The 24,282-nt window shown below is 71.3% G+C and carries 23 protein-coding genes and 1 tRNA gene; 7 read left to right on the forward strand and 17 right to left on the reverse strand.

Annotated features, from left to right (window positions below):
* Positions 1–383 precede the first annotated feature (383 nt).
* Complete coding sequence (locus AC156L_RS02775) at positions 384–797, forward strand: ATP-binding protein (RefSeq protein WP_330874721.1); 414 nt, start codon at positions 384–386, stop codon at positions 795–797.
* A 6-nt stretch (positions 798–803) separates the two neighbouring features.
* Here AC156L_RS02775 and AC156L_RS02780 read toward each other — a convergent pair whose 3' ends face one another.
* From AC156L_RS02780 to AC156L_RS02795, 4 genes are all read right to left on the reverse strand, one after another.
* On the reverse strand, positions 804–1,823 hold the full coding sequence (locus AC156L_RS02780; RefSeq protein WP_330874722.1) for an FUSC family protein: 1,020 nt from the start codon (positions 1,821–1,823) through the stop codon (positions 804–806).
* The gene (locus AC156L_RS02785) at positions 1,820–2,269 is read right to left on the reverse strand and encodes a hypothetical protein (protein ID WP_330874723.1); all 450 of its coding nucleotides are present in this window, start codon (positions 2,267–2,269) and stop codon (positions 1,820–1,822) included. Before AC156L_RS02785 ends, AC156L_RS02780 begins: the two co-directional genes overlap by 4 nt.
* A 105-nt stretch (positions 2,270–2,374) precedes the next feature.
* Positions 2,375–3,478, reverse strand: coding sequence for a YeiH family protein (locus tag AC156L_RS02790; RefSeq protein ID WP_330874724.1), 1,104 nt, complete (start codon positions 3,476–3,478; stop codon positions 2,375–2,377).
* A complete protein-coding gene (locus AC156L_RS02795; RefSeq protein ID WP_330874725.1) occupies positions 3,478–3,621 on the reverse strand; it encodes a hypothetical protein in 144 nt (47 codons plus the stop codon). Before AC156L_RS02795 ends, AC156L_RS02790 begins: the two co-directional genes overlap by 1 nt.
* Before the next feature lie 228 nt (positions 3,622–3,849).
* Between AC156L_RS02795 and AC156L_RS02800 the strand changes: the two genes are divergently transcribed.
* On the forward strand, positions 3,850–4,638 hold the full coding sequence (locus AC156L_RS02800) for a DUF1684 domain-containing protein (protein WP_330874817.1): 789 nt from the start codon (positions 3,850–3,852) through the stop codon (positions 4,636–4,638).
* A gap of 40 nt (positions 4,639–4,678) precedes the next feature.
* On the opposite strand, the gene AC156L_RS02805 is transcribed toward AC156L_RS02800, so the two are convergent.
* Together AC156L_RS02805 and AC156L_RS02810 are read right to left on the reverse strand one after the other, a co-directional pair.
* The gene (locus tag AC156L_RS02805) at positions 4,679–5,695 is read right to left on the reverse strand and encodes an alpha/beta hydrolase (RefSeq protein ID WP_330874726.1); all 1,017 of its coding nucleotides are present in this window, start codon (positions 5,693–5,695) and stop codon (positions 4,679–4,681) included.
* 16 nt (positions 5,696–5,711) lie between these two features.
* Positions 5,712–7,031, reverse strand: a complete 1,320-nt coding sequence (locus AC156L_RS02810; RefSeq protein ID WP_330874727.1) for a cytochrome P450 — start codon at positions 7,029–7,031, stop codon at positions 5,712–5,714.
* A 220-nt stretch (positions 7,032–7,251) separates the two neighbouring features.
* On the opposite strand from AC156L_RS02810, the gene AC156L_RS02815 reads away from it, so the two are divergent.
* Positions 7,252–8,022: an SAM-dependent methyltransferase gene (locus AC156L_RS02815; RefSeq protein ID WP_414719822.1), complete on the forward strand. Its 771-nt coding sequence runs from the start codon at positions 7,252–7,254 to the stop codon at positions 8,020–8,022.
* Positions 8,023–8,150: 128 nt separating this feature from the next.
* On the forward strand, positions 8,151–10,214 hold the full coding sequence (locus AC156L_RS02820; protein WP_330874729.1) for a putative bifunctional diguanylate cyclase/phosphodiesterase: 2,064 nt from the start codon (positions 8,151–8,153) through the stop codon (positions 10,212–10,214).
* Positions 10,215–10,260: 46 nt separating this feature from the next.
* Here the strand turns inward: AC156L_RS02820 and AC156L_RS02825 are convergent.
* A tRNA-Cys gene (locus tag AC156L_RS02825) sits at positions 10,261–10,332 on the reverse strand.
* Positions 10,333–10,535: 203 nt separating this feature from the next.
* Between AC156L_RS02825 and AC156L_RS02830 the strand changes: the two genes are divergently transcribed.
* Complete coding sequence (locus AC156L_RS02830) at positions 10,536–13,748, forward strand: LamG-like jellyroll fold domain-containing protein (RefSeq protein ID WP_330874730.1); 3,213 nt, start codon at positions 10,536–10,538, stop codon at positions 13,746–13,748.
* Between the two features lie 58 nt (positions 13,749–13,806).
* Here the strand turns inward: AC156L_RS02830 and AC156L_RS02835 are convergent, their stop codons facing one another.
* Both AC156L_RS02835 and AC156L_RS02840 read right to left on the reverse strand, forming a co-directional pair.
* On the reverse strand, positions 13,807–14,553 hold the full coding sequence (locus AC156L_RS02835; RefSeq protein ID WP_330874731.1) for a thaumatin family protein: 747 nt from the start codon (positions 14,551–14,553) through the stop codon (positions 13,807–13,809).
* A gap of 35 nt (positions 14,554–14,588) precedes the next feature.
* Entirely contained in the window at positions 14,589–15,002 is a 414-nt protein-coding gene (locus AC156L_RS02840; protein WP_330874732.1) for a cysteine/serine endopeptidase inhibitor, read from the reverse strand.
* A gap of 343 nt (positions 15,003–15,345) precedes the next feature.
* Between AC156L_RS02840 and AC156L_RS02845 the strand changes: the two genes are divergently transcribed.
* Positions 15,346–15,507 (forward strand): hypothetical protein, encoded by a 162-nt coding sequence (locus tag AC156L_RS02845; RefSeq protein WP_330874733.1) that lies wholly within the window; start codon positions 15,346–15,348, stop codon positions 15,505–15,507.
* Between the two features lie 100 nt (positions 15,508–15,607).
* On the opposite strand, the gene AC156L_RS02850 is transcribed toward AC156L_RS02845, so the two are convergent.
* Both AC156L_RS02850 and AC156L_RS02855 read right to left on the reverse strand, forming a co-directional pair.
* Positions 15,608–17,128 (reverse strand): alpha/beta hydrolase, encoded by a 1,521-nt coding sequence (locus AC156L_RS02850; protein ID WP_330874734.1) that lies wholly within the window; start codon positions 17,126–17,128, stop codon positions 15,608–15,610.
* A gap of 77 nt (positions 17,129–17,205) precedes the next feature.
* Complete coding sequence (locus tag AC156L_RS02855) at positions 17,206–17,493, reverse strand: hypothetical protein (protein ID WP_330874735.1); 288 nt, start codon at positions 17,491–17,493, stop codon at positions 17,206–17,208.
* Positions 17,494–17,582: 89 nt separating this feature from the next.
* Between AC156L_RS02855 and ppk2 the strand changes: the two genes are divergently transcribed.
* The gene (gene ppk2 / locus AC156L_RS02860; protein WP_330874736.1) at positions 17,583–18,533 is read left to right on the forward strand and encodes a polyphosphate kinase 2; all 951 of its coding nucleotides are present in this window, start codon (positions 17,583–17,585) and stop codon (positions 18,531–18,533) included.
* A gap of 359 nt (positions 18,534–18,892) precedes the next feature.
* Here ppk2 and AC156L_RS02865 read toward each other — a convergent pair whose 3' ends face one another.
* Genes AC156L_RS02865 through urtA form a run of 6 tightly spaced genes read right to left on the reverse strand, consistent with a single transcriptional unit; the run spans position 18,893 to position 24,215 of the window.
* Positions 18,893–19,570 (reverse strand): GntR family transcriptional regulator, encoded by a 678-nt coding sequence (locus AC156L_RS02865; RefSeq protein WP_330874737.1) that lies wholly within the window; start codon positions 19,568–19,570, stop codon positions 18,893–18,895.
* 10 nt (positions 19,571–19,580) lie between these two features.
* Positions 19,581–20,276, reverse strand: a complete 696-nt coding sequence (gene urtE / locus AC156L_RS02870) for an urea ABC transporter ATP-binding subunit UrtE (RefSeq protein ID WP_330874738.1) — start codon at positions 20,274–20,276, stop codon at positions 19,581–19,583.
* Positions 20,273–21,016, reverse strand: a complete 744-nt coding sequence (gene urtD, locus AC156L_RS02875) for an urea ABC transporter ATP-binding protein UrtD (protein ID WP_330874739.1) — start codon at positions 21,014–21,016, stop codon at positions 20,273–20,275. The genes urtE and urtD overlap by 4 nt, the downstream gene beginning before the upstream one ends.
* A complete protein-coding gene (urtC, locus tag AC156L_RS02880) occupies positions 21,013–22,047 on the reverse strand; it encodes an urea ABC transporter permease subunit UrtC (RefSeq protein WP_330874740.1) in 1,035 nt (344 codons plus the stop codon). The genes urtD and urtC overlap by 4 nt, the downstream gene beginning before the upstream one ends.
* The gene (gene urtB / locus AC156L_RS02885) at positions 22,044–22,928 is read right to left on the reverse strand and encodes an urea ABC transporter permease subunit UrtB (protein ID WP_330874741.1); all 885 of its coding nucleotides are present in this window, start codon (positions 22,926–22,928) and stop codon (positions 22,044–22,046) included. Before urtB ends, urtC begins: the two co-directional genes overlap by 4 nt.
* Positions 22,929–22,955: 27 nt before the next feature.
* The gene (gene urtA / locus AC156L_RS02890) at positions 22,956–24,215 is read right to left on the reverse strand and encodes an urea ABC transporter substrate-binding protein (protein ID WP_330874742.1); all 1,260 of its coding nucleotides are present in this window, start codon (positions 24,213–24,215) and stop codon (positions 22,956–22,958) included.
* Positions 24,216–24,282: the final 67 nt, after the last annotated feature.

Consider the following 24,282-nt stretch of genomic DNA (forward strand, 5'->3'; position numbering starts at 1 on the left):
TTTCCGTTGTGGTGCTTGGCGGGGGCATACCCGACGGGGCAGTTCCCACACGTGCCGGAGATCACCGGACCGTCCTGGGGACGTCGTGGTCGCCTCGACCCGCCTTCGGACAGGGGTTACCCGGTTCCGCGGCGTTCCACACCGGGCGACGGCGAACGGGTACTCCGATCGGTGTGGATCCGCACCCTTCGGTGAGGTCGACGGCCCCGGCAGGTTTGACCGGCGCACGGCGGGGAACCCCGTTTCTTTCGGTGCTGCCGCCCGCCCGGAACGGGGCGGCCGTCCCGACCGTCCGATGAGCACGACGAACCGGCCTGCCGCTCTGGGGAGAGCGGTTCGGTGCGGGAACCACTGGGGGACGACGGGCGTGAGGTCGAAGTGCGATGACGGGATCTAGGGCTCACGTGGCGCGGATCGACGTGGACCTCCAGCGCCACGCGACGCCGCCGCTGGCCGCTCTGCGCGCGGACATCCGCGCGATGCTGGCCGACGAGGCCGTGGAGTGCGCGGAGGACGTCGAGCTGCTGGCCACCGAGCTGGTCACCAACGCCTACGACCACGGTTTCCGGCCGCTCTACGCGCGGCTGTGGACGCCGGACGCGGGCAAGCTGGTGCGCTTGGAGGTGGCCGACTCGGACCCGGTCAACCTCCCGGTGCTCGGGCTGTCCCGGTTCGGGGCGGAACGCGGTCGTGGGCTGGTGCTGGTGGACCAGCTGGCGCAGCGGTGGGGGAGCGCGGTGCGGTCGTGGGGGAAGACGATCTGGGCGGAGGTGGCCTGCGGGCCGTCGATCGCGTAGGTCGCGCTAGTCCCGCGTCAGGGCGGCCAGCGCCTCCCGCGTCGGCAGGAGCATCCCGCTGAGCCCCCGCGCGGTTCCCGGCGACTCCGCCGGGCCGTCGGTGACGCGCTGGTCCAGGACCGTGAACAGGTGCTGGGCGCGGGTGACCGCGTCGTGGAACCGCTCGTCCGGCTCCTGCACCCCGCCCAGCACGTCCGCCAGCGCGTCGAGCAGGTCGGCGTACTCCGCGCGCGACTCGTGGCCGGGGTAGTGGGCGACCTGTCCGGAGTCGGCGCTGGAGCGCACGGCCTCGGTGATCTGCACCAGGCGCGGCCAGGCTTCGCGGAGCCGGGCCTCGGCCGTGTCGGAGGTGCGGCGGTCGCGGCGACGGCGGCGCAGGTTCAGGCGGTCGGCCTCGTCGCTCCAGCCCACGGCCTCCTCGGCACCGCGGACCAGCCGTTCCGACCGCCGCATCCGCCGCACCCAGGCCTGCGGGTCGAGCGGTTCCTCGGTGTCGCGCAGCGCCTTCGCCAACGCGGTCAGCACCTCCCGCAGCTCGTGGACGAGGTCGGACGTCGCCGACCCGGCCCACCGCGAGTAGGTCGGGGGGAGGACGAGCGCGTTGACCACCGTCCCGATCACGGCACCGAGCGCGGTCTCCACCAGCCGGTCGAGCAGCAGCACGCCCTCCAGGGCGCCGCCGGTGGTGAGGACCAGCACCGCCGTGACGCCGAGCCACCGGCCGCCGGAGCCGTAGACCGACCAGCGGCCGAGCAGCGTGCCCACCAGCACCGCGACACCCAGCGCCGCGGACGCCTCCGGGATGATCCGGGACGCCAGGAACGCCACCAGCACCGCCGACGCCGTGGCGGCGAGGTGCTGCGCGGACCCCTTCACCGACCGGTACACGGTCGAGTCGATCATCAGCACGGCGGCGTACGGCGCGAGGAACGGCTGGGGCAGGCCGAGCACGCGGTCCGCGAGCAGCCAGGCGAGCACCGCCACCAGCGCGCACTTGCCCGCCTGCACCACCGCGTGGCGCGTCACCTCGCGGGGATGAGCACTCGGGGCGCGGAGTGCTTCACCCGCGCGCGCAGCCACACGAGCTGCCGGTCCGTGTCCTGCTCGCACGACTCCGCCACGTCCAGCAGCGCGCTGTCGCGCAGACCGCGGGCGGCGTGGGCCACGATCGTCCACGTCAGGTCCACGAAGGAGGCGAGCACGTAGACGTCCAGCAGGTCGCGCAGCAGACCGGGTCCGCCGTGGTGGGTGGTCGCCAGGCCGGGAGGACGCGCGTCGACGCCGTCGCGGTGGCCGTAGCGGGCCACGACCGGCGCCAGCCTCTCGACGTGGCGGTCGCTGGCGGCGGCGAGGCTCTCGCACGTGCGCGCGACGTCCGGCTCGACCGCGTCGTTCGTCGCGACGAGCCGGAAGGCGTCGGCGAGCGAGCGTTCGGCGGTGTCGAGCAGACCCACGTACGTCGCGAGGTGCACGGTTCACTCCTTGTCTCCCGGGAGGGTGGGCATACCCGTGTCGATCACCGCTGAAACGCCGATGTCCGGCGAACCTCGCGGTCGCCGGACATCGGGGAAGTCGTTTCAGGCGCTGAAGTTCCAGAACAGCAGGGCCGCCAAACCCAGTGCTGCCAGCAGGTTCACCACCGTCGCCGCGGCGAAGACGCCGACGGGCCGCCACCCCGCCCGGCGCAACGCGGACACGCGGAACTCCAGTCCGATCGAGACGAACGCGAGGATGAGGAACCACGTCCGCAGGTCGTTCACGACACCGATGGCGGCCTTGCCCTCCGCGGCGGGAACGGCGGCCAGGTAGACCGTCGCGATGACCGACGTGGCGAGGAAACCCAGCACGAACTTGGGGAAGCGCCGCCACAGCTGGCGCGCGACCGGCTCGGTCGACGCGGTGGTGCGCTCGACGCGCAGGGCGAAGTACGCGGTGAGGGCGACGGCGACGACGCCGAGCAGCGCGTTCTGCGTGACCTTCACGATCGTCGCGATCTGGAGCTGCTGCTCGCCCGCCAGCGCGCCCGCGGCCGTGACGGCGGCGGTGGTGTCGATGTTGCCGCCGATCCACGCGCCCGCGACCGCGGCGGGCAGGCCGATGAGCCCGGCCAGCCACGGCACCAGGAAGATCGACGGCAGCGCGAACACGATGACCAGGCTCGCGCTGTAGGCGAGCTGCTCCTTCTTCGCCTGCACCGCACCGGCCGCGGCGATGGCCGCGCTCACACCGCAGATCGCCACGGCCGACGCGAGCAGTGCCCGCAGCTTGTCGTCCAGGCCCGCGCGCCCGCCGAGCCACCAGGCGAAGCCGAACACGATGGAGATCAGCAGCACCGACTGGGCCAGCGCCGGACCGGCGGCCTGGGCGATGACGGACAGGTTGATCGACGCGCCCAGCAGCACCAGGCCGGTCTTGATGAAGAACTCGGTGCGGAAACCGCCGGAGAGCCGGTCGCGGAGGCCGGTCGCGCCCAGGACCGCGTTGCCCAGCAGCCCCAGCAGGATCGCGTAGACCGGGTACTCCACCGCCGCGCCGACGCCCTCCAGGCCGGTGCCCTCCGTCCACGTCGGCACCGCCTTGGACAGCAGGCGCACGACGGCGGACAGCCCGAGCACCGCGACGACGCCGAGCAGCGCCCACAGCAGCGGGGATCTGCGGGTCGTGCCCGTCGACGCCGTCATCACGGCACCAGCCCGGTCGGGATCACGCCGAGCAGGGCGAGCGCGACCAGTACCAGGCCGACGACGACCGCCAGCCAGTCCTCGTCGAGCCTCCGGGTGGGTGGAGGGGACGCGGTCGGGTCCCCGGAGTTCTGCTGTGCCATCGGGTTCTCCCCGTGCGGGTGGTCGGTGCAGCGGCGAACCTAGCGACGGAGGGCCGTGCGGTGGAGAGTAAGATCGACTGTCCCACCAGGTGAAATCCCGCCCGAAGAATCCACTGTGGACCCGGTCGGTTTCCGGTACGGGGTCCACTGGGTGGAACGCGGAACAGGAGCGACGGCCCGTCGTTGGCATGGGTGGACGGTGTGGCACGACGACGGACGGAGACGGTGATGGGCGCGCGGCTGTTCGCGGACGAGTGGAGGGACTGGAAGGCCGAGCGGGAGAGGGACCTGGCCGACCCGCACGGCTGGTTGGCCCTGGTGTCGCTGGACTGGCTGGACGACACCCCGAGGCGCTACGGGGACGTGCCCGGCCTGTGGTGGCAGGACGCGGAGGCCGCCTACCTCGCCCCCCAGGGGGCCGACCTGGTCCACGAGGGCGAACCCGTCGTCGGCGTGCGCCGCTTCGCGCTCGTCAACAGCGGCGCGGGAACGCGGGTGTCGGCGGGCGACGTGGAGGTCGAGGTGGCCAACCGGTCCGGCTACCTGGTGCGGGTGCACGACCCGAAGGCGCCGGTGCTGCGGGACTTCCGCGGCGTGCCGTCGTACGAGCCGGACCCGGACTGGGTGCTGCGGGGGCGGTTCGAGCCGTTCGACGAGCCCCGCCCCACCACGGTGGGCGCGGTCGTCGCGGGCCTGAGCCACGTGTACACCGCGCCCGGCGTGGTGCGGTTCACCCACGGCGGCGTCGAGCACGCGCTGACCGCGTTCAACGGCAAGGCGGGCGGGCTCAGCATCCTGTTCACCGACGCCACCAGCGGGGTCACGACGTACGCGGCGAACCGGTCGATCGGCGTGGGGGCGCCGGACGAGGACGGCGGGGTGGTGCTCGACTTCAACCGGGCGGTCAACCTGCCGTGCGCGTTCACCGACTTCGCCACGTGCCCGCTGCCGCCCGAGGGCAACCGGCTCCCGTTCGCCGTGGAGGCGGGCGAGAAGCTGCCCCACGAGCGCTCCTGACGGCCGCCGGGTGGCGCGGACCGCGCCACCCGGCGAGCGGTCAGCCGACGGTGCGGGCCCAGTCCGCGACCACCCGGTGGTAGGTCGGGGCGTTCGGCGCGTAGTTGATCGAGTGCCCGTAGCCGTCGAGCACGTAGGCCTGCAACCGGGCCGCCTCGGCGAAGAACGGGGCCTCCGAGGCGCGCAGCGCGGCGGCCGACGAGCAGTCGCTGCCCAGCGGCCGACCGCAGAAGTGCGTGTCGCCGTCGCCGACGACGACCAGCACCGGCACGCTGATCCGCTGGGTGAACGGGATCAGCACGTTGGTCAGCAGGAGCGTGTCCACGGCCTCGGTGGCCGCGAAGACGTCCTTGGTGGCCTCGTCGTGGGCCATCGCGTCCGAGACCTCCGGGCCGGGGCTGTGGAACGCCCGGTAGCGCGTGCCGGGGGCGGTCGTCAGGTAGCCGAGGTCGAGCGTCGTCCCGAGGAACTTCAGGTCCAGCGCCGCCGGGATCATGTTCGCCAGCACCGGGACCACGGTCACCAGGTTCATCCGGTGCGTCATGCCGGTGACGATCACGCCGTCGACGTCCTGGTAGGTGCCGGCCTCGATCATCGCCATCGCCGCGCCGATGGAGTGGCCGCCGATGAACACCGTCGTGAACCGCGGCCGGAGCGTCCGCACCACCTGGTGCACGGCGGAGGCCTGGGCGCTCGCGGTGACGAGCGCGCTGAGGGGCTTGGAGCTGCGCCCGGTGCCGAGCCGGTCCACGGCCAGCGTCGCGTACCCGGCGTCGTTCATGCTCCGGCGGTACGACCGGGTCTGGGGTGCGTACTCGACGTCCCAGTACGACCCGTTGTAGGTGCCGCCGGGGATGAGCACCTGCACCGCGGTCGCGCCGAGCGGCGTGCACAGCTTGCCGAACACGCTCTGCGCCGTGCCCGCGACCGTGACCGGAACACGCACCTCCTCGCACGTGACGGGCGCCGCGCCCGCCGGGAGGGCGGGCGCGGCGAGGCACGTCCCGGCGGTGAGCAGCACGCCGACGCACAACCGGCGGAAGAACAGCGAACGCACGGAGAACAACCTCCAACTAGTGACGGGGAACTGCTTTCATCGCCAGCCCGACGGGATAGGCGGCGGAGGTGAACTTCACGCGAACCGGCTGTCCCGGTACCGGCACCAATCGCCATTTCGCGAGCACGGTGGCCACGGTGATGACGATCTCGGTTTGCGCGAACACGTTCCCGACGCACTGGCGCGTGCCCGCGCCGAATGGAATAAAAGCGCCTTTCGGCACGTCGCGGGAACGCTCGGGTGACCACCGGTCCGGATCGAACCGCTCGGGGTCGGGATGGGAATCGGGGTCGAAGTGCAGCGCGTGCGGACTCACGATCACCTCGGCGCCCTCGGGAATGCGCACACCGCCGATGTCGACGGCCGCGGTGGCGCGGCGCATCAGGAACCAGATCGGGTACATCCGCAGGACCTCGTCGACCACCCGGCGGGTGTGCACCAGGTGCGCGACGTCGTCGGCGGACACCGGGCGGCCCCCCAGCACCTCGTCGACCTCGGCGAGCAGTCGCCGCTCGACCTCGGGGTGGCGGGCGATCTCGTGGAAGACCCACGACAGGGCCAGCGCCGTCGTCTCGATCCCGGCGGTGAGCAGCGTCAGGACCTCGTCGTAGGTCTGCTGGTCGGTCATGCCGGAGCCCGCGTCGTCCTGGGCGAGGAGCAGCATCGACAGCACGTCGCCGTGGTCCCGGCCGTCGGCGCGCCTGCTCGCGACCAGGTCGAGCACGATCGCGCGCATCCGCGCGACCGCCCGGTCGAACTCCCGGTTGGCCGGGATGGGCAGCCGCTCCAGGAAACCGGGGGACAGCGCGCGGACCATGCCCTGCTTGATCACCACGAAGATGGAGCGGCGGATCTCGTCGACCGCGCGCAGGCCCACCTCGGTGGAGAACAGCGCCTCGCCGACTACCGTGACCGCCAGGGCCTGCATGTCCTCCTCGACCAGGCGCACCTCGCCCGGCGTCCACGACCCGATCAGGTCCGAGGCCGCGGCGACCATGGTCGCCGCGTAGCCCGCGATCCGCTCGCGGTGGAACGCGGGCAGGACGAGCTTGCGCTGCCTGCGGTGGAACGGGCCGTTCGACAGCACGAGCCCGTTGCCGAGGTAGGGGCGGAACTTGTCGAACATCGCGCCCTTGCGAAAATTGGCACCACGGGTCACCAGCACCTCGTGAACCAGTTCCGGGCTGGTCACGAAATACGTTTCCATCGGACCGAGGAATAATCGAACGACCTCGCCCTCGGCGCGCAGCGACGAGGTGAAGCGGAACCGCTGCCTGAGCATCGACGGTGTGTGTCCGACGAAAGGCCAGCGGCCGTGAGCCACCGGGACGGACATCATCGCTCCTCGAAGGGAAGGCGAATGGAGTCGCTCACCCTAGGGGCTATTCGGCGGAAACGCACAGCACCCGATCGGGTGGCTTTCCTTCACACCGTTGCCGGGGCTCCACATCGGGTGTTCGGGGGCTAGGATCGTCGCTCCAGCAGCCGAATGAGGTGCGACCGTGGCACGGCAAAGGGACTGGGTTCCCCAGGACATCGACATTTCCGTTCCGAGCATGGCGAGGACCTACGACTACATCCTCGGGGGTGGGCACAACTTCGCGGTCGACCGCGCGGTCGGTGTCCAGATCGAGCGGATCATGCCGGGACTGAGGCAGGCGGCCAGGGTGAACCGGGCGTTCCTCGGGCGGGCGGTGCGCTTCATGGTGGACAGGGGTGTCCGGCAGTTCCTGGACATCGGGTCCGGCATCCCGACGGTGAACAACGTGCACGAGGTCGCGCAGTCGCGGGACCCGGAGTGCCGGGTCGTCTACGTGGACCGCGACCCCGTCGCGGTGGCGCACAGCGAGCTGATGCTCTCCGGCAACGACCGCGCCGCGGTCGTGCACGCCGACATGCGCGACCCGGAGGGCATCCTGGACAGCCCCGAGGTCCGGCGCCTGCTGGACCTCGACCAGCCGGTCGGCCTGCTCATGCTGCTGATGCTGCACTGGGTCGACGACGAGTCCGACCCGCCCGGCCTGCTGGCCCGCTACCGCGCCGCGCTCGCGCCCGGCAGCCACCTGGCCGTCACGCACGCTTCCGGCGACCACCAGGGGGACGAGGTGACCGACGCGACCGAGGTGATCAGGCGCAGCAGGAGCCAGGACCAGATGAACCTGCGCACGCGCGCCGAGATCGGCGAGCTGCTCACCGGGTTCGACCTGCTGGAGCCGGGTCTGGTCGGCTGCGGCGAGTGGCGTCCGGAGGGCCCCGCGGACATCTCCGACTCGCCGGACATGAACATGCTGGTCTACGCGGCCGTTGGGGTGAAGTCCGCTCCCTAGCGCAGGGTCACCGAATCGGTATTTTTCTCACGATCGTGTGGTCGGGCTTCACGCTCTCGGTCGAATGGTGGAAGACGGCCAGTGGGTAAACTCCCCGCGCACCCCGACATCCGAGTAGGCCAACGACCATGTCCAACCCAGGCCGGAATCCGGACTCCCCGCAGCCGCAGCCCGATCCGCCGCGCAGGCGCCGGGCGCTCGCCCGCAAGTGGACCTACCTCCTCAGCGGCGTCGTCGTCGTACCGCTGACCGCGGAGGAGCTGGACCGCGAGCTGAGCGAGCAGTTGGACGCGGTGTGCGACGGGCTCGGGCCGGGGCCGTTCGACCCCGCGGTGCTCGAACGCGTCGGCGAACGGCTCGCCGACCTGGGCTACGTCGGCGAACCGGGTCTGCGCTGCACGCTGGACGTCCTCGGCAAGGGCCTGCTGTCGCTGTCGGAGTTCCACCCCGTCGAGGCGAACGCCGAGCGGATCGTGCTCGGGCTCGGCGCGCTGGCGGTCGGCTTCCTCGCCGCCAACCAGCGGGCCGTGATCGAGCAGCAGGAGAGCATGCAGCTCTCGCTGTTCAAGGCGGTCCGGGACGCGAAGACGAACCTGCGCGAGAGCGAGGCGCGCTTCGACGAGGTGGCCACGTCCTCGACGAGCGGCATCATGATCATCAGCCTGGACGGCCAGCTCGTGCGCGCGAACGCCGCCATCGGCGAGATCCTCGGGTACCTCCCGGCCGAGCTGACCGGCACCACGCTCTTCGACCTCGTGCACCCCGATTCCGCGGACGTCCTGCGCGACGCGATGCGGCAGCTGCTCGACGGCACCGAGACGCGGATCCGCCAGTCGCAGCGCCTGCTCCGCAAGAACGGCGACACGGCCAGGATCTCGCTGACCACCTCGCTGCTGCGCGGCCCGGACGACGAGCCGAACCACCTCGTGATCGTGGTCGAGGACGGCACCGAGCTGATGCTGCTCCAGGGCGAGCTGAAGCGGCAGGTGCTGCACGACGTGCTGACCGGCCTGCCGAACCGGCAGTACTTCGGCAGCAACCTGGAGGCCGCGCTGCGGCGGGCCGACCCGGAGTTCGGCGTCACCCTGCTGCACCTCGACCTCGACGCGTTCGGCATGGTGTGCAACAGCCTCGGCAGGCAGACCGGTGACCGGCTGCTGGTCCACGTCGCCCAGTGCCTGAAGGTGGTGCTGGCGGGGGAGAAGGCCATGATCGCCCGGTTCGACGGCGACGAGTTCGGCGTCCTGCTGGAGAACTCGGCCACGACCCCGGACGTCGCCACCATCGTGGCGGGCATCAACGCCGAACTCGCCGAACCGACCTTCGTGGACGGTCGCGGGCTCGCGGTGTCGGTGAGCGTCGGCGTGGTGCACCGCCCGTCGCCGGACCTCGACCCCACGGATCTGCTGCGCGCGGCCGACCTCGCGCTGCGCCGCGCCAAGACCAGGCGCGGCCAGTGGGAGCTCTACCACCCAGACCAGGACGCGCGGGACCGCGAGGAGCAGGCGCTCGCGGTGTCGATGCCGGGCGCGTGGGAGCAGGGCGAGGTCGTCGCGGTCTACCGGCCCGTGGCGCGGCTCGCGGACGGCGCGACCGCGGGCGTCGAGGCGCTGCTGCGCTGGTTCCACCCCGACCTCGGCCCGCTGGACCACGAGCGCTGCGCGGACCTGGCCGAGCAGACCGGCCTGATCCTGCCGCTGGGGGAGTGGCTGCTGCGCGTGTCGAGCGGCCAGGCCGTGTGGTGGAAGAACGTGCCGCTCGTCGTCGGCCTCACCGGGTACCAGTCCGCCGACGCCGACCTGTCGACCCGCGTGGTCCGCGTGCTCAGGGAGACCGGGCTGCGGCCGGGGCAGTTGACCATCGGGATGCCCGTGCGGGCGCTGCGCGTGCCCGAGGCGGCGGACAACTTCGGCGTGCTCGCCGACATGGGCGTGGCGACGATGCTCGACGGCTTCGGCGGTGGTGCGGACGACCTGGCGCTGTTGGGGGAGTTGCCGGTGCGGTCGGTGCGGCTCGCGTCGTCACCGTTCGCGACCGAGTTGGCGGCGTTGGTGCACGGTGTGGGCGCGTCGGTCCTCGTCGGTGGTGTCAACGGCGAGGAGCAGGCGGAGTCGTGGCGCTCCGCGGGCGCCGACCTGGCGTCGGGCGACCTGTTCGGCGCTGCTCGACCGCCCGGCGACCTGAGCTTCTGACCTGTGCGAACCGGCGTGGAGCCACCCTCCACGCCGGTCCCCCACGAGGCGGAGACGGGAATTGAACCCGTGTAGCAGGCTTTGCAGGCCTGTGCCTCAACCACTCGGCCACTCCGCCGGACCCGATCACGCCCCGCGACCGTAGCCCCCCGGTCCGGCGGTGGCCACGACGTCCACTGGACGGGATTCGGCTTGCCCTGTCCGCTTCGTCCGATCAGACAAATTTGTGTGCGGTGCTGTTGTTCTCTGTTGAAACATGTTAGTAATCGAGCTGTTTTCTGTGAGGTGACTCACGGCCTGGCCGCCAGGAAGGGAAGCTCGATGCCTCGACCACACCTGCGGGCGCTCACGTTGGCGCTGCTGCTGGTCCTCTCCGTGGTCACGCCGACAGGCGTGGCCGCGGCGGGCGCCCCCGAACCCGCTGCCGTCGTGCACGGGTTGAAGGGCGAGTACTACCGGATGTCCGCTCCAGGAGCTCGCGACTTCGCCCAGCTCGGCGGCGTGATGCTCGACCCCAACATCGACCTGCCGGGTCTCGCGGGCACCTTCGCGTCCCTGACCGGTCAGTCCGAGCACACCACCGCCCGCTGGACCGGCAAGCTCACCGCGCCGACCACCGGCGACTACACGTTCCACCTCATCGGCGACAACGGCTTCCGGTTCTTCCTGGACGGGCAGCCGGTCATCGACCACTGGGTCGGCGACTGGGACGTCGAGCAGCACAGCGGGCCGGTGCGCCTCGTCGCCGGTGAGGCCCACGACTTCAAGCTGGAACTGTTCCAGGACATCGGCGGCGCGAACGCGTTCCTCCGCTGGTCCACGCCGCAGCTGGCGAAGGAGATCGTGCCCGAGTCGGCGTTCACGCCGCCGGACGGCTTCCAGGTGTTCCCGGTCGAGCCCAGCGTCGCCGAGGACGGCCTGAAGGTCGTCGCGGACTTCGAGCAGCCGATCACCGACCTGGGCCAGGCCGCCGCGCACCTGGGCGTCGAGGTCGACACGACCCCGTTCCCGGTGTCGAAGGTCGCCGTGGACCGGCGCGACAGGTCCAAGCTCGTGATCACCCTGTCCCAGCCGGTGCAGAAGGGGCAGCGGGTCAAGTTCTCCTACGACGGCACCGGCGGCCTCGTGGTCGGCGGCGAGACCGTGCCGCAGATCATCCGGTCGGCGGCCAACGCCTCGAAGCACCGGCTGACCACCGAGTGGGGCGACAAGCTCGACAAGAACAACCCGCTGCCCGAGTACCCGCGGCCGCAGCAGGTCCGCGACGACTGGCTGAACCTCAACGGCCAGTGGGAGTTCGCGGGCGCGAAGGAGGGGGAGCTGCCGGTCTTCGGCAAGACCCTCGCCGAGAGGATCACCGTGCCGTTCCCGGTGGAGTCCCAGCTCTCCGGGCTGGAACGCCACGAGGACCACATGTTCTACCGCAAGCTCGTCAGCGTGCCGCGCGACTGGAAGATCGGGTCGGGGCAGCGGCTGAAGCTGAACTTCGGCGCGGTGGACCACCACGCGCGGGTCTTCGTGAACGGCAAGCAGGTCGCCGAGCACTTCGGCGGCTACAGCGCGTTCACCGCCGACATCACCGACGCGCTCAAGGGTTCCGGCAAGCAGGAGATCGTCGTCGCGGTCACCGACACCACCGGCCCCAACCAGCCGATCGGCAAGCAGTCGCGCAACCCCGGCGGCATCGTCTACACGCAGAACTCCGGCATCTGGCAGACCGTGTGGCTGGAGCCCGTCCCGGACGTGGCGATCGACTCGGTCGTCACCACGCCCGACCTGGCGAAGAGCGCGCTCCAGGTGCGGGTGACGTCGGCGTCCTCCACCGCGAAGGTCACCGCGACCGCCCGTGACGCCAAGGGCCGCAAGGTCGGCACCGTCAGCGGCACGGCCAACCAGCAGCTCACGCTGAAGATCGACAAGCCCCGCCTGTGGAGCCCGGACGACCCGTACCTCTACGACCTGGACGTCGAGCTGAGCCAGGGCCGCAGCAAGGACGAGGTCGAGAGCTACTTCGGGATGCGCTCCATCGCCGTGCAGAACGTGGGCGGCTTCCCGAAGCTCGTCCTCAACGGCAACCCGGTGTTCTCGCTCTCCATGCTGGACCAGGGCTTCTTCCCCGACGGCCTGTACACGGCGCCGAGCGACGAGGCGCTGCGCTGGGACCTCAAGGCCCAGAAGGACCTCGGTTTCAACGCGGTCCGCAAGCACATCAAGATCGAGCCCGCCCGCTGGTACAAGCACGCCGACGAGCTGGGTCTGCTGGTGTGGCAGGACTTCGTGTCCGGCGACTACACCACCCCCGAGGGCCAGCAGGCGTTCCTCACCGAGGGCGACCGGGCGATGGAGCAGCTGCACAACTTCCCGTCGATCATCGGCTGGATCGTGTTCAACGAGGGCTGGGGCGAGTGGAACCGCGAGGAGACCGGCCGGATCGCCGAGCGCGTGAAGGCGACCGACCCGTCGCGGATCGTCAACGCCCACAGCGGCGTGAACTGCTGCAACTCCAAGGGTGACTCCGGCAAGGGCGAGGTCATCGACCACCACGACTACAACAACACCGACCCGGCGTTCCCGGACGCGACCCGCGTCGCGATGGACGGCGAGCACGGCGGCTTCACCCTCCGCACCCCCGGCCACATGTGGCCCGGACCGCCCGCCGCGATCTACAGCGGGGTCAAGGACAAGGCGGCGCTGACGGCGAAGTACGTCGACAACACCGCCACCTTCTACCTCGAAGCGGCGGGCGCGGAGCTGTCCGGCTCGGTCTACACCCAGGTGACCGACCTGGAGACCGAGCTGAACGGCCTGTGGACCTACGACCGCCGCGAGATCAAGGTCGACCCCGGCCCGGTCCGCGACATCAACCGCAAGGTCATCAAGGCGGGGGCGGAGGCGGGCAAGGACGCCACGTTCCCCGGCAAGGGCGACTGGCCGCTGGACGAGAACAAGGGCACCACGTCGGTCGACCTCAGCGGAGGCCGCAGCCCGCTCACGCTCCAGGGCGGCACCACCTGGGCGCCCGGCGTCAAGGGGTCGGCGCTCAAGTTCGACGGCGTCGACGACTCCGCCGAGACCGCCGCGCCCGTCCTGGACACCGCGAAGGACTACACCGTCGCGGCGTGGGTGACGCTGGACGAGCTACCCGGCAACTACGCCACCGCCGTGAGCCAGGACGGCAGGCGCCAGGAGAGCCCCTTCTACCTCCAGTACGGCCAGGGGGCCTTCGCGTTCAGCACGCCGGGCGGCAACCGCGCCCGGCTCGTCACGACGCCGGAGCTCAACCGCTGGTACCACCTGGTCGGCGTCCGCGACCACGCCACCGGTGAGGTCCGGCTCTACGTGGACGGCCAGAAGGTCGCCACCAACCCGGCGGGTCCGGACGTCACCAGCACCGGCCCGCTCGCCGTCGGCCGCGCGAAGTTCGCGGGCACCAAGGGCGACTACTGGTCCGGCTCGATCGACGCCGTGCACGCCTACGACCGCGTGCTCACCGACCAGGAGGTGACCGCCCTCTACACGGCCGAACGCGGCTGATCGACGAGAACCCGGCCGGGCGGTGGTCCTCCACCGCCCGGCCGAGCCGTGCCGGTGGTCAGGAGCCGCCGTGGAAGGTGACCGTGAACCCCCGGCAGGAGGCGCACTGGAACACGGTCTGGTTGCCGGGCTCGGTGTCGTGCCCGGACCACGCGTAGGCCCTGGGGCACCGGGCCTTGACCGCGTCGCTGTAGTTCGTCGGCGCGTCCCGGTTCGGGCTGACGCAGTTGATCCGGGAGCCGTCGGGCGCGTAGCGGACGTGCTCGGGCGGGCAGAAGGGCAGGACGTCGGTCGTGCAGCCCGCCGAGGCGCAGGAGTTCGAGCCCGGTGGCACGGTCGCTCCCACGGCCTCGATGGTGATCGGCAGGGAGAACGCGTTGACGTGGCTGACGTTGTACCAGGGGGCGAGGCCGTCGCGGGTGTCGAAGTTGAACTCGGCGAGGCTCGCGGGCTGTTCGCCGGTGGTGCAGCGGTCGGCCTGGACGCCGCAGTCGCCGACGGTGCAGCGGAAGTCGCGCCCGGACGTGCCGGTGCACCCCTGCCTGGCGAAGAACTTCCCGCGCCAGTGCCCCGGAGCCGCCGACTCCGGGACCGTGACCGTCGCCGACCGCCCGTTCGCCAGCACCGGCAGGGAGGTGAGGTTCACGGACCCGTCGGCGTTGACCGTGCTGCCCACCCACACGGTCCGCCCCGACCGGTTGACGAAGGTGACGGTGTGGTCGGCCGCGGCGCCCGCCGTGCCCGTGGTCAGCGCCGACGCCGTCACCAGCAGTGCGAGCAGGACCCGCGCGACCCTAGTGGACATCGTGGTTCCTCTCCGTTCTCCAGGGGATCGGGGTGTCATCGGCGCACGAACGACCACGTCACCGGGATGGTGCCCAGACCGGTGTCGGCCAGCGAGGAGAACGCGGGCGCGCTGAGGTCGACGTGCGTGCTGCCGCAGCCCGCGCACTTGTCCCTGACCGGCGCGGTGACGGTGCGGCCGTTGTGGGTGACCTGGACGGACACGCCGCGGCACAGCGGGTCGTCGTTGGGGTTCGCCGAGGTCCAGTACGCGGCGGGCACGGCGACCAGCAGCTCGGTCCTGGCGTCGATCGGCGTGCCGCAGGCGCCGAAGCCCACGGCGTCGTAGTAGGTGCTCCTGCCGTTGATCGGCTGGTCGAACGGGATGTCGGCCCAGGCGGTGCCGACGGTGGCCAGGGAAAGCGCGACGCCCGCGGCGAGCAGGCCGAACGACTTGGTGGTTCTCCGCATTCCGACTCCTTTTCCCGCACGATCCGGAAGAAGTCATCATCGCAGCTCTTCCGGGTGGAGAACCCTGTGGTTCACCCGTAAAGAAGCGCGGCGCGGGCGGCGGACCCGAATTGTCCGGACAGGATGTGTCTACGCTATTGACAGCGCTCCGCCCCCACTGCTTCCGGCGCGTTCTGGTCCATTCGGTGGTGCGCAGGGGTGCGACTGGGCGGCCCGTCGCGGCCGTGCGGGACCGGAGTTCCGGACGAGTGCGATTCGCGCGGGGATTAATCGGGTGCGTTCGCGCGCTCCGGTGCGCCACACTGCCCGGACCACCCGTTTTCTGTGGGGGAAGGAGGGATGGGTGTCCGATCCCGTGTCGTCGCACTGGATTCTCACGCACAAGAGCGAATCGCAGATCCGGGCCGAGGAGGAGTCGGCGGGGCGCTTGGCCGCCGCGTTGGCGCAGCCCTTTCGGCGCGTTCACCGGGCGCTGACCAGGGTTTTTCGCCGTCCGCGCGACTGAGGTCGACGCTCGGCGGGAAAATGGCGTGCGTTCTTTTGTCGAATGGGCTAGGAGTGGTGCCGCGGGGAGTTCGAACGCTCCCCGCGGCACCATTGTCGACTCAGGCGGAGAACGGTGCTCGGTCGATTCCGCAGGTCGCCCCGACAGCGGGCAGCGTGCCCGAGATCAGGTAGTTCCGCTTGGCCGTTTCCGCGCACGCGCTGCGCACGAACATGGTGCTGTGGCCGGAGCCCTCGACGGTGAGGACGCGGGTCCTGGCGAGTTCCGCCGCGCCGTCCAGCGCCCCGTGCAGCGGGGTGGACGGGTCGAAGCGGCTGTTGATCACCAGGATCGGCGCCGCCGTCCAGCGGTTCCACGGGCCGGTGTAGCGGTCGGCGTCCTGGTGGCGCCAGGTCGCGCAGGCCATCATGTCGAACACCGCGATGCGGCCCCAGTACGGCACCCGCAGCTCCTCCGAGGCGCCGTAGGCGGTGTAGGCGGCCGTGCCGCGCGGGAACGCGCTGTCGGAGCACTGGATCGCGTTGAACGCCTCGGTGCGGTTGGTGATGTAGGGCTCCGCGAGCGTTCGCCGCGCGGGAGCGGTGTGCAGCGCTTGCAGCGTGCGGGCCGTGTCCTTCCACAGCTCCGGCTGGGCCAGGTCGCCGTTGACCCGCGCGATGAGGGCGGTGTGGTCGAACGTCTCGCCGTCGACCGTGATCGGCGACTGGCGCACGCGAGCGACCAGCGCGGCCCACTTGGCCTTCAGGTCGCCGCCCGCGAACGCGCAGTCCGCGCCGGGCGCGGCGCACTGGCGGAGGAACGAGTCGAACGTCTCGGCCGCGCCGCGCGGCACGTCCTGCCGGGTGTCCAGCGGGACGGTCGTGCCCTGGTTCCCGTGGCCGGTGGCGTTGCCCACGAAGTCCATCGACCCGTCGAACGCCATGGCGCGCACGCGGTTCGGGTACAGGTTCGCGTAGATCGCGCCGAGGTGGGTGCCGTAGGAGATGCCGTGGTAGGTCAGCTTGGCGTCGCCGACCGCGCGGCGCAGCAGGTCGAGGTCACGGGCGGTGTTGGCGGTCGAGACGTGCTCCAGCAGGCTGCCCGCGTGCTCGGAGCAGCGCTGGGCCAGCTCGTCGTAGCCCGCGTAGAAGGCGGGCTCGTCGGCGGGGGTCGCGGGGAAGTCGCGCAGGCCGCCGAGGAACCGCTGCTGCTCGGCCTCGGTGTCGAAGCAGCGCACGGTGGCGCTGCGGCCGATCCCCCTGGGGTCCCAGGACACGACGTCGAACCGGGCGCGCAGCTCGGGCGAGAACAGCCACGGCCACTGGCCGCGGGCGCGCAGCCGTTCCACGCCGGAGGCGCCGGGGCCGCCGAAGTTCACGAACAGCGTGCCGATGCGCGTGCCGGGGCCGGTCGCGGGCAGCTTGATCAGGGACAGGTCGATCGCGGCGCCGCCTGGCTGGTCGTAGTCCAGCGGCACGGCCGCCGTGCCGCACAGGAAGCCGTCCGCGCAGTCGCTCCACGTCACGGCCGGCGTGGCGGCCCGGTCGGTGTCCGTCGCGGCGAACGACTGCGGTGCGGTGGTGAGCAGGCCGCACAGCACTCCCGCGACGGCGGTCAGGGTGATCCATCTGGTTCGCTTCACGGCGCGAACACGCCGGACCGCGCGAGTCGGTTGCCCCGATCGGCGAAACCGCCGACAACCTCAGCGCCGCACCGGTTCTACTCGCCGCGCATCGACCGGCGGATCTCCTCCAGCCGGTCGCGGCCCGCCTGGTCGCGCTCGGCCATCCGCTCCTCGACGGACTTCGCCTCGGGCACGTCGCCGGACAGCTCCGTCGCCGCGGCGGCCGTGCCGACCCTGGTCTCGATCCTGTCGCGCACGTAGTCGAAGTTCGGCACCCCCGACTCGGTGTAGTCGAAGGCCGGGACGACCGGCGGGGCGGACTCGGGCTCGTCGACGAGCTCCGCCTCGATCGCAGGCAGCTCGTTCCGCTGGTGCTCGCCCATCGCCGTGCTCCGTCCGTCGGTTCCCGTGACGACCGCCATTGTTCACCGCGACGCGCGTAACCGCGGGACCGAGGGGGTATGTCCGAGTTATGCACCAGTTGTCCGATGTCCCCAGCCTGCTCGCCGAGTTCCGCGTCGACCACACCGACGAGGACGATCCCGTGCTGCTGCGCCACGACGGCACGCCGGTGGACACCTGGCGGCAGAACTACCCCTACGACGAGCGGATGACGAGGGCCGAGTACGACCAGGACAAGCGGCTGCTCCAGATCGAGCTGCTGAAGCTCCAGTACTGGATCAAGGAGACCGGGCAGCGGCTGGTGATGCTGTTCGAGGGGCGCGACGCGGCGGGCAAGGGCGGCACGATCAAGCGGTTCACCGAGCACCTGAACCCGCGCGGCGCGCACGTGGTGGCGCTGGAGAAGCCGTCGGAGCGCGAGCGGAGCCAGTGGTACTTCCAGCGGTACATCGCTCACCTGCCGTCGGCGGGGGAGATGCTGCTGTTCGACCGGTCCTGGTACAACCGCGCGGGCGTCGAGCGGGTGATGGGCTTCTGCACCGACGAGGAGTACCAGCGGTTCCTCCAGCAGGCGCCGGTGTTCGAGAACATGCTGGTGGACGACGGCGTGCACCTGGTGAAGTTCTGGTTCTCGGTGTCGCAGGAGGAGCAGCGCACGCGGTTCGCCATCCGCCAGGTCGACCCGGTGCGGCAGTGGAAGCTCAGCCCGATGGACCTGGAGTCGCTCGACAAGTGGGACGAGTACACGACCGCGAAGGTGGCGATGTTCCGCGAGACCGACACGGAGAAGGCGCCCTGGACGGTGGTGAAGAGCAACGACAAGAAGCGCGCCCGGCTGGAGGCGATGCGCAGCCTCCTGGTCCGGTTCGACTACCCGGACCGCGACGACGAGGTCGTCGGGAAGCCCGATCCGCGGATCGTGGGCGCCGCGGCGACGCTGCTGGAGTCGGGCGAGGACGACACGGACCTCACGCCGACGCCGCTGCACCCGGCTGTGGAAGGGCCGGGGTTGCACCCGTGAGCCGGGCCGGCGGGGGCGGCGCGGGTCTCCCGCCGACGCTCTTGCACCGGGCTGCGGATGGGACCGGGCCGCGTCCGTGAGCCGGGCCGGCGGGGATGACGAGGGTCTCCCGCCGGCTGCCTTGCTCCCGGCTGTGGGCGGGCTGGGGGTCGGACCGGTGAGCTGGGCGGGTGTTGGCGACGCGGGTCCGGCGCTGACACCCCTGCACCGGGCTGCGGATGGGGCCGGGGTTGCACCCGTGCACCGGGCTGGGGGCGGGGGCGACGCGGGTCTCCCGCCGGCGTCCTTGCTCCCGGCCGTGGACGGGCCGGGGCCGCACCCGTGAGCCGAGCCCGTCGGGGCGCCCGCCCCGGCGGGACTCACTCGACCCGCGTGCTGTGCCGTGCGGCGAGCGCGCGGCCCGCGCGCTCGACCACGACCTCCAGCGACGCGCCGAGGTGCTCGTGCAGCAGGACCAGCGCCTCCTCCAACCGCCCCTCGCGCACGCGTTCCATGATCTCGATGTGCTCGGCGATGGCCGTCTCGACGTGCCCCTCGACGGTGAAGTCGTACATCCGCGCCGTGCGGGTGCGGTGGTTCACCGCGACCAGCGCGGCCACCAGCTCGGGGTTGCCGGACGCGCCGAGCAGCGCCGCGTGGAACCGCTCGTCCTCCAGCACGAACTCCGGCCGAGGGGCCGGGGGGTCGGTGCGCAGGCCGTACCAGTGCTCCAGCTCCGCCTCCAGCGCCCGCACCGAGTGCCGGACGGAGGGGTTCTCGATCGACCGCGCGATGCCCCGCAGCTCCACGGCGATCCGCACCTCGTGGAGGTCCCTGATCGTGGTCAGGTCCGGCACGACGATCGAGTAGCCGTAGTCCTCCCTGCGCACCAGTCCGTCCGCCTCCAGCCGGGTCAGCGCCTCCCGCACGGGGGTGCGGGAGACGCCGAGCTTCTTGGCGAGCTTCGGCTCGGTGAAGCGCTCGGCCGCCCCCCACCCCCCGCCGAGGACCGCGTCGTGCAGCCGCAGGTACACCTGGTCGCGGAGGGAACCGGTCATGGTCGGTCCCTCAGATGGCCATCGCGGCGCGGACGCCGTCGAGCGCCGCGGTACCGCCCGCGCCCGTGGCGGTGATCCGGCCCGCCTCCAGCACGTAGTAGCGGTCGGCGGTGCTCAGGGCGAAGCCGATGTGCTGTTCGACCAGCAGCACGGACAGGCCGCCGCTCGTGGACAGGGTCCTGATCGTCTCCTCGATCTCCGCGACCACGGACGGCTGGATGCCCTCGGTCGGCTCGTCCAGGACCAGCAGCTCCGGCCGGGTGATCAGCGCCCGCGCGATGGCGAGCTGCTGGCGCTGCCCGCCCGAGAGCAGGCCCGCGCGCCTGCCCAGCACCGGGACCAGCGCCGGGAACACCTCCAGCGCCCCGGCGAGCAGCCGCTTGCCGTCCTTGCGGGCGTCGGCGACCAGCCTGAGGTTGTCCTCCGCCGTGAGCTGCGGGAACGACTGCTGGCCCTGCGGCACGTAGGCGAGCCCGCGCTTCACCCGCTCGTTCGGGCGAAGACGCGTCACGTCCTCGCCGTCCATCAGCACCCGACCGCTCGTGGGCCGCAGGAGTCCCGCCGCCGCGCGCAGCAGCGTGGTCTTGCCCGCGCCGTTGTGGCCCATGACCGCGACCACCGAGTCCGACGGGACCTCGACCGTCGCGCCGTGCACGACGGTCGAGCGCCCGTACCCGACGGTGACGTCCACCAGGTCCAGCTTCACGCCCCCACCTCCGCGCGGCCCAGGTAGACCTCCTGGACCAGCGGGTCGGCCTGCACGTGGGCGACGGTGCCCTCGCTGAGCACCCGGCCCGCGTGCAGCACGGTCACCGACGTGGCGAACGAGCGCATGAAGTCCATGTCGTGCTCGACCACGACGACCACGCAGTTCTCACCGACGCGCTGGAGCAGCTCGCCGGTCTGCTGGCGCTCCTCGGCGCTCATGCCCGCCACGGGCTCGTCCAGCAGCAGCACCTTCGAGTCCCGCACGAGCAGCATCCCGATCTCCAGCCACTGCTTCTGCCCGTGCGCGAGCACGCCCGCCTGCCGGTCGCGCAGGTCGGTGAGCCCGACGACCTCCAGCGCCGCCTCGACCTCCGGCGGTGTGGACGACCGGCGGCGCAGCATGGTGAGCGGTCCGCGTCCGGCGCCCGCGGCGATGTCGAGGTTCTGGAGGACCGTCAGCTCCTCGAACACGCTGGCCGTCTGGAACGTCCGGCCGACGCCGAGCCTGGCGATCCGGTGCACCTTGCGGTTGAGCAGCTCGGTGCGTCCGAACGCGGCCGACCCGGTCGCCGGGACCAGGCCGGTGATCGCGTCGACCAGCGTGGTCTTGCCCGCGCCGTTCGGGCCGATGAGGAACCGCAGGTCGCCCTGGAGCACGGTCGTGGTCACGCCGTCGACGGCGACGAACCCGTCGAAGGAGACCCGGACGTCGGTCAGTTCGAGGTAGTCGGACTTCACGCTGTCTCCCTGCGCCGGGTGAGGATCGAGCCCACGGTGGACAGCCCGCGCGGCAGGAACGCCACGACGAGCACGAACAGCGCGCCCTGGAAGTAGATCCAGAACGACGGGAAGCTCTCCGACAGCGACGTCTGCGCCCACGCCACGGCGATGGCGCCCAGCGCCGGGCCGAACAGCGTCGACCGGCCGCCGATCGCGACGCCGATCAGGAACGCGATCGACGGCACCACGCCGACGCTGGCGGGGGAGATGATGCCGACGATCGGCACGAACAGCGCGCCCGCGACACCGGCCACCACCGCGGCGACCACGTAGGCGACGACCTTGACGTTCGCCGGGTCGTAGCCGAGGAACCGGACGCGCTCCTCCTGGTCGCGCACGGCGATCAGGAGTTCGCCGTAGCGGGAGCGGTAGAGCTGCCAGACGACGAGCAGCACCGCCAGCAGCGTGCCCGCGGCGATGTAGAACAGCATCCGCTTGTTGACGGGGTCGAACAGGTTGAAGCCGAAGAACGACCGGAACCCGTTGAGCCCGTTGGTGCCGCCGATCGTGGCCTGCTGGCCGACCAGCAGGATCGCGAACGCCGCCGCGAGCGCCTGCGACAGGATCGCGAAGTACGCGCCGCGCACCCGCCTCCGGAAGACCGCCATGCCGAGCCCGTACGCCACCAGAGCCGGGACCAGCACGATCGCCACCACCGTCACCACGGGGTCGCGGAACGGTTCCCACCAGACCGGCACCACACCGGACCCGTAGAGCTTCATGAAGTCCGGCACGCCGTTCGGGCCCGCGTCGGCCAGCTTCAGGTGCATCGCCATGACGTACGCGCCGAGGCCGAAGAACACGCCCTGGCCCAGCGTCAGCATCCCGCCGCGACCCCAGGCGAGACCGATCCCCACGGCCACGATGCCGTAGCAGACGAACCGGCCCAGCAGCGAGAGCCGGAAGTCCGACAGCACGGCCGGTGCGAGCACCAGCAGCGCCAGCGCGAGGACGATGAACCCCGCGACCTTGCCGTGCTCACCCCTCATGCCAGGCTCCTCGTCCGGATGCTGAAGATCCCCTGCGGCCGGACCTGGAGGAACACGACGACCACCACGAACACCGCCACCTTCGCGAGGCTCGCGGTGGTGGAGTACTCGAAGGTCGCCTGCATCAGGCCGAGGCCGAAAGCGGCGATCACCGTGCCCTTGATCTGCCCGATGCCGCCCGCCACCACGACCAGGAAGGCGTCGACGATGTAGTTGGTGCCCAGCGTCGGGCCGGTGGAGCCGAGCAGCGTCAGCGCGACACCGGCGATGCCCGCCAGGCCCGAGCCGATGAAGAACGTCAGCCGGTCGGTGGCCCTGGTGGAGATGCCCACCGTCTCGGCGAGGTCGCGGTTCTGCACGACGCCCCGGACGCGCCTGCCGAGCGAGGTCCTGGTGAGGACGAGCGCGAGCACGCCGACGGCCGCGACCGACAGCGCCAGGATGAACAGCCGGGCCGCGGGGACCTGGGTGAAGCCGAGGTCGACCCCGCCGGACAGCCAGGTCGGGGCCTTGACGTCCACGTTGGGCGCGCCGAACACGTCGCGCGCGACCTGTTGCAGGATCAGGGCCACGCCCCACGTGACGAGCAGCGTGTCGAGCGGGCGGTGGTACATCCGGTGGATGAGCAGCACCTCCAGCAGCAGCCCGAGCAGGCCGCCGACCAGGAACCCGAGCGGGATCGACACGACCAGCGCCAGACCCGCGTCGGCGATGAAGCCCTGCACGACGAACACCGTGTAGGCGCCCGCCATCATGAACTCGCCGTGCGCCATGTTGATGACGCCCATCTGGCCGAACGTCAGGGACAGGCCGAGCGCGGCGAGCAGCAGCACCGACCCCAGGGACAGGCCCGCGAAGAGCTGGCCGAACAACGCTTCCACGTGGTTCTCCTTCCGGGGCGGGGCGGCTCAGCCCGACAGACCGGTGGCCCAGGCGTAGCTCTTGAGGAACGGGTCCGGCTCGATCGGCTTCTCGGAGCTCCACTCGGTGTGGATCAGCCCGTCCGCGCCGACCTTGCCGATGAGCGCGGTCTTGGCGATGTGGTGGTTCTCGCCGTCGACGGTGACCGCGCCCTCCGGCGCGTCGAAGCTCACGCCGCCCGCGGCCTTCTTCACGTCGTCCGGCGCGAACGACCTCGCCTTCTCGACCATGGCCTGCCAGAGGAACAGCGAGGTGTAGGCGGCCTCCATCGGGTCGGACGTCACGCGGGACGCGCCGTACTTCGCCTTGAACGCCTCGACGAACGTCCTGTTCGCCGGGGAATCCACGGTCTGGTAGTAGTTCCACGCCGTGAGCTGGCCGACCAGGTTGTCGACGCCGACGCCGCCGACCTCCTCCTCGGCGATCGACACCGACACGACCGGCGTGGTCGCCGCCGTGAGGCCCGCGTTCTTGTACTCCTTGAAGAACGCCACGTTCGAGTCGCCGTTGAGCGTGTTGAACACCGCCGCCGAGCCGGAACCCTTGAGCTTGTTGACGATCGTGGCGAAGTCGGTGTGGCCGAGCGGCGCGTACTCCTCACCCCTGACCTCGATGCCGTTCGCCTTGGCGTAGGCCTGGATGATCTTGTTGGCGGTGCGCGGGAACACGTAGTCCGAGCCGACCAGGAAGAGCGTGGTGACGCCCTTCTCCTTGAGGTAGTCGAGCGCGGGCACGATCTGCTGGTTCGTGGTCGCGCCGGTGTAGAAGATGTTCGGCGAGGACTCCAGGCCCTCGTACTGCACCGGGTAGAACAGCAGGCCGTTCGCGCCCTCGAACACCGGCAGCATCGCCTTGCGGGAGGACGACGTCCAGCCGCCGAACACCGCGGCCACGCAGTCGGAGCTGATCAGCTTCGTCGCCTTCTCGGCGAACACGGTGGGCTCGGACGCGCCGTCCTCGGTCACCACCGAGAGCTTCTTGCCCAGCACGCCGCCCTTGGCGTTGATCTGCTCCACGGCCAGGTTCAGGGAGTCGTTGACGGTCTTCTCGCTGATGGCCATCGTGCCGGACAGGGAGTTGAGCAGGCCGATCTTGACCGAGTCGCCGGAGGTGTCCACGCAGGACGCCGGGCCGGAACCACCGCCGGTGCTCGTGTCGGACGTGCGGCTGCCGCACGCGCTGACGAGCAGCACGCCTGCGGAGAGGAGGGCGGTGACGCGCGTCGCGCGTCGGAGTCCAGTGTTCACGGTTGCGCCTTTCGGGGGAGGGCTTCCGGTGGGGTGTGGACGGGGCCGGGCTCGCCAGGGGGCGACG

The organism is Umezawaea sp., from assembly GCF_057122925.1.

What these genes read in the sequence shown, in the direction of transcription:
- AC156L_RS02815 (WP_414719822.1), top strand. Translation starts at nt 7,252, where the DNA reads ATGGCGAGGACCTACGACTACATCCTCGGGGGTGGGCACAACTTCGCG.
- AC156L_RS02775 (WP_330874721.1), top strand. Translation starts at nt 384, where the DNA reads ATGACGGGATCTAGGGCTCACGTGGCGCGGATCGACGTGGACCTCCAG.
- AC156L_RS02865 (WP_330874737.1), bottom strand. Translation starts at nt 19,570, where the DNA reads ATGACCGGTTCCCTCCGCGACCAGGTGTACCTGCGGCTGCACGACGCG.
- AC156L_RS02795 (WP_330874725.1), bottom strand. Translation starts at nt 3,621, where the DNA reads ATGGCACAGCAGAACTCCGGGGACCCGACCGCGTCCCCTCCACCCACC.
- AC156L_RS02810 (WP_330874727.1), bottom strand. Translation starts at nt 7,031, where the DNA reads ATGTCCGTCCCGGTGGCTCACGGCCGCTGGCCTTTCGTCGGACACACA.
- AC156L_RS02790 (WP_330874724.1), bottom strand. Translation starts at nt 3,478, where the DNA reads ATGACGGCGTCGACGGGCACGACCCGCAGATCCCCGCTGCTGTGGGCG.
- AC156L_RS02820 (WP_330874729.1), top strand. Translation starts at nt 8,151, where the DNA reads ATGTCCAACCCAGGCCGGAATCCGGACTCCCCGCAGCCGCAGCCCGAT.
- AC156L_RS02855 (WP_330874735.1), bottom strand. Translation starts at nt 17,493, where the DNA reads ATGGGCGAGCACCAGCGGAACGAGCTGCCTGCGATCGAGGCGGAGCTC.
- AC156L_RS02800 (WP_330874817.1), top strand. Translation starts at nt 3,850, where the DNA reads ATGGGCGCGCGGCTGTTCGCGGACGAGTGGAGGGACTGGAAGGCCGAG.
- AC156L_RS02835 (WP_330874731.1), bottom strand. Translation starts at nt 14,553, where the DNA reads ATGTCCACTAGGGTCGCGCGGGTCCTGCTCGCACTGCTGGTGACGGCG.
- ppk2 (WP_330874736.1), top strand. Translation starts at nt 17,583, where the DNA reads ATGCACCAGTTGTCCGATGTCCCCAGCCTGCTCGCCGAGTTCCGCGTC.
- AC156L_RS02840 (WP_330874732.1), bottom strand. Translation starts at nt 15,002, where the DNA reads ATGCGGAGAACCACCAAGTCGTTCGGCCTGCTCGCCGCGGGCGTCGCG.
- urtC (WP_330874740.1), bottom strand. Translation starts at nt 22,047, where the DNA reads ATGAGGGGTGAGCACGGCAAGGTCGCGGGGTTCATCGTCCTCGCGCTG.
- AC156L_RS02830 (WP_330874730.1), top strand. Translation starts at nt 10,536, where the DNA reads ATGCCTCGACCACACCTGCGGGCGCTCACGTTGGCGCTGCTGCTGGTC.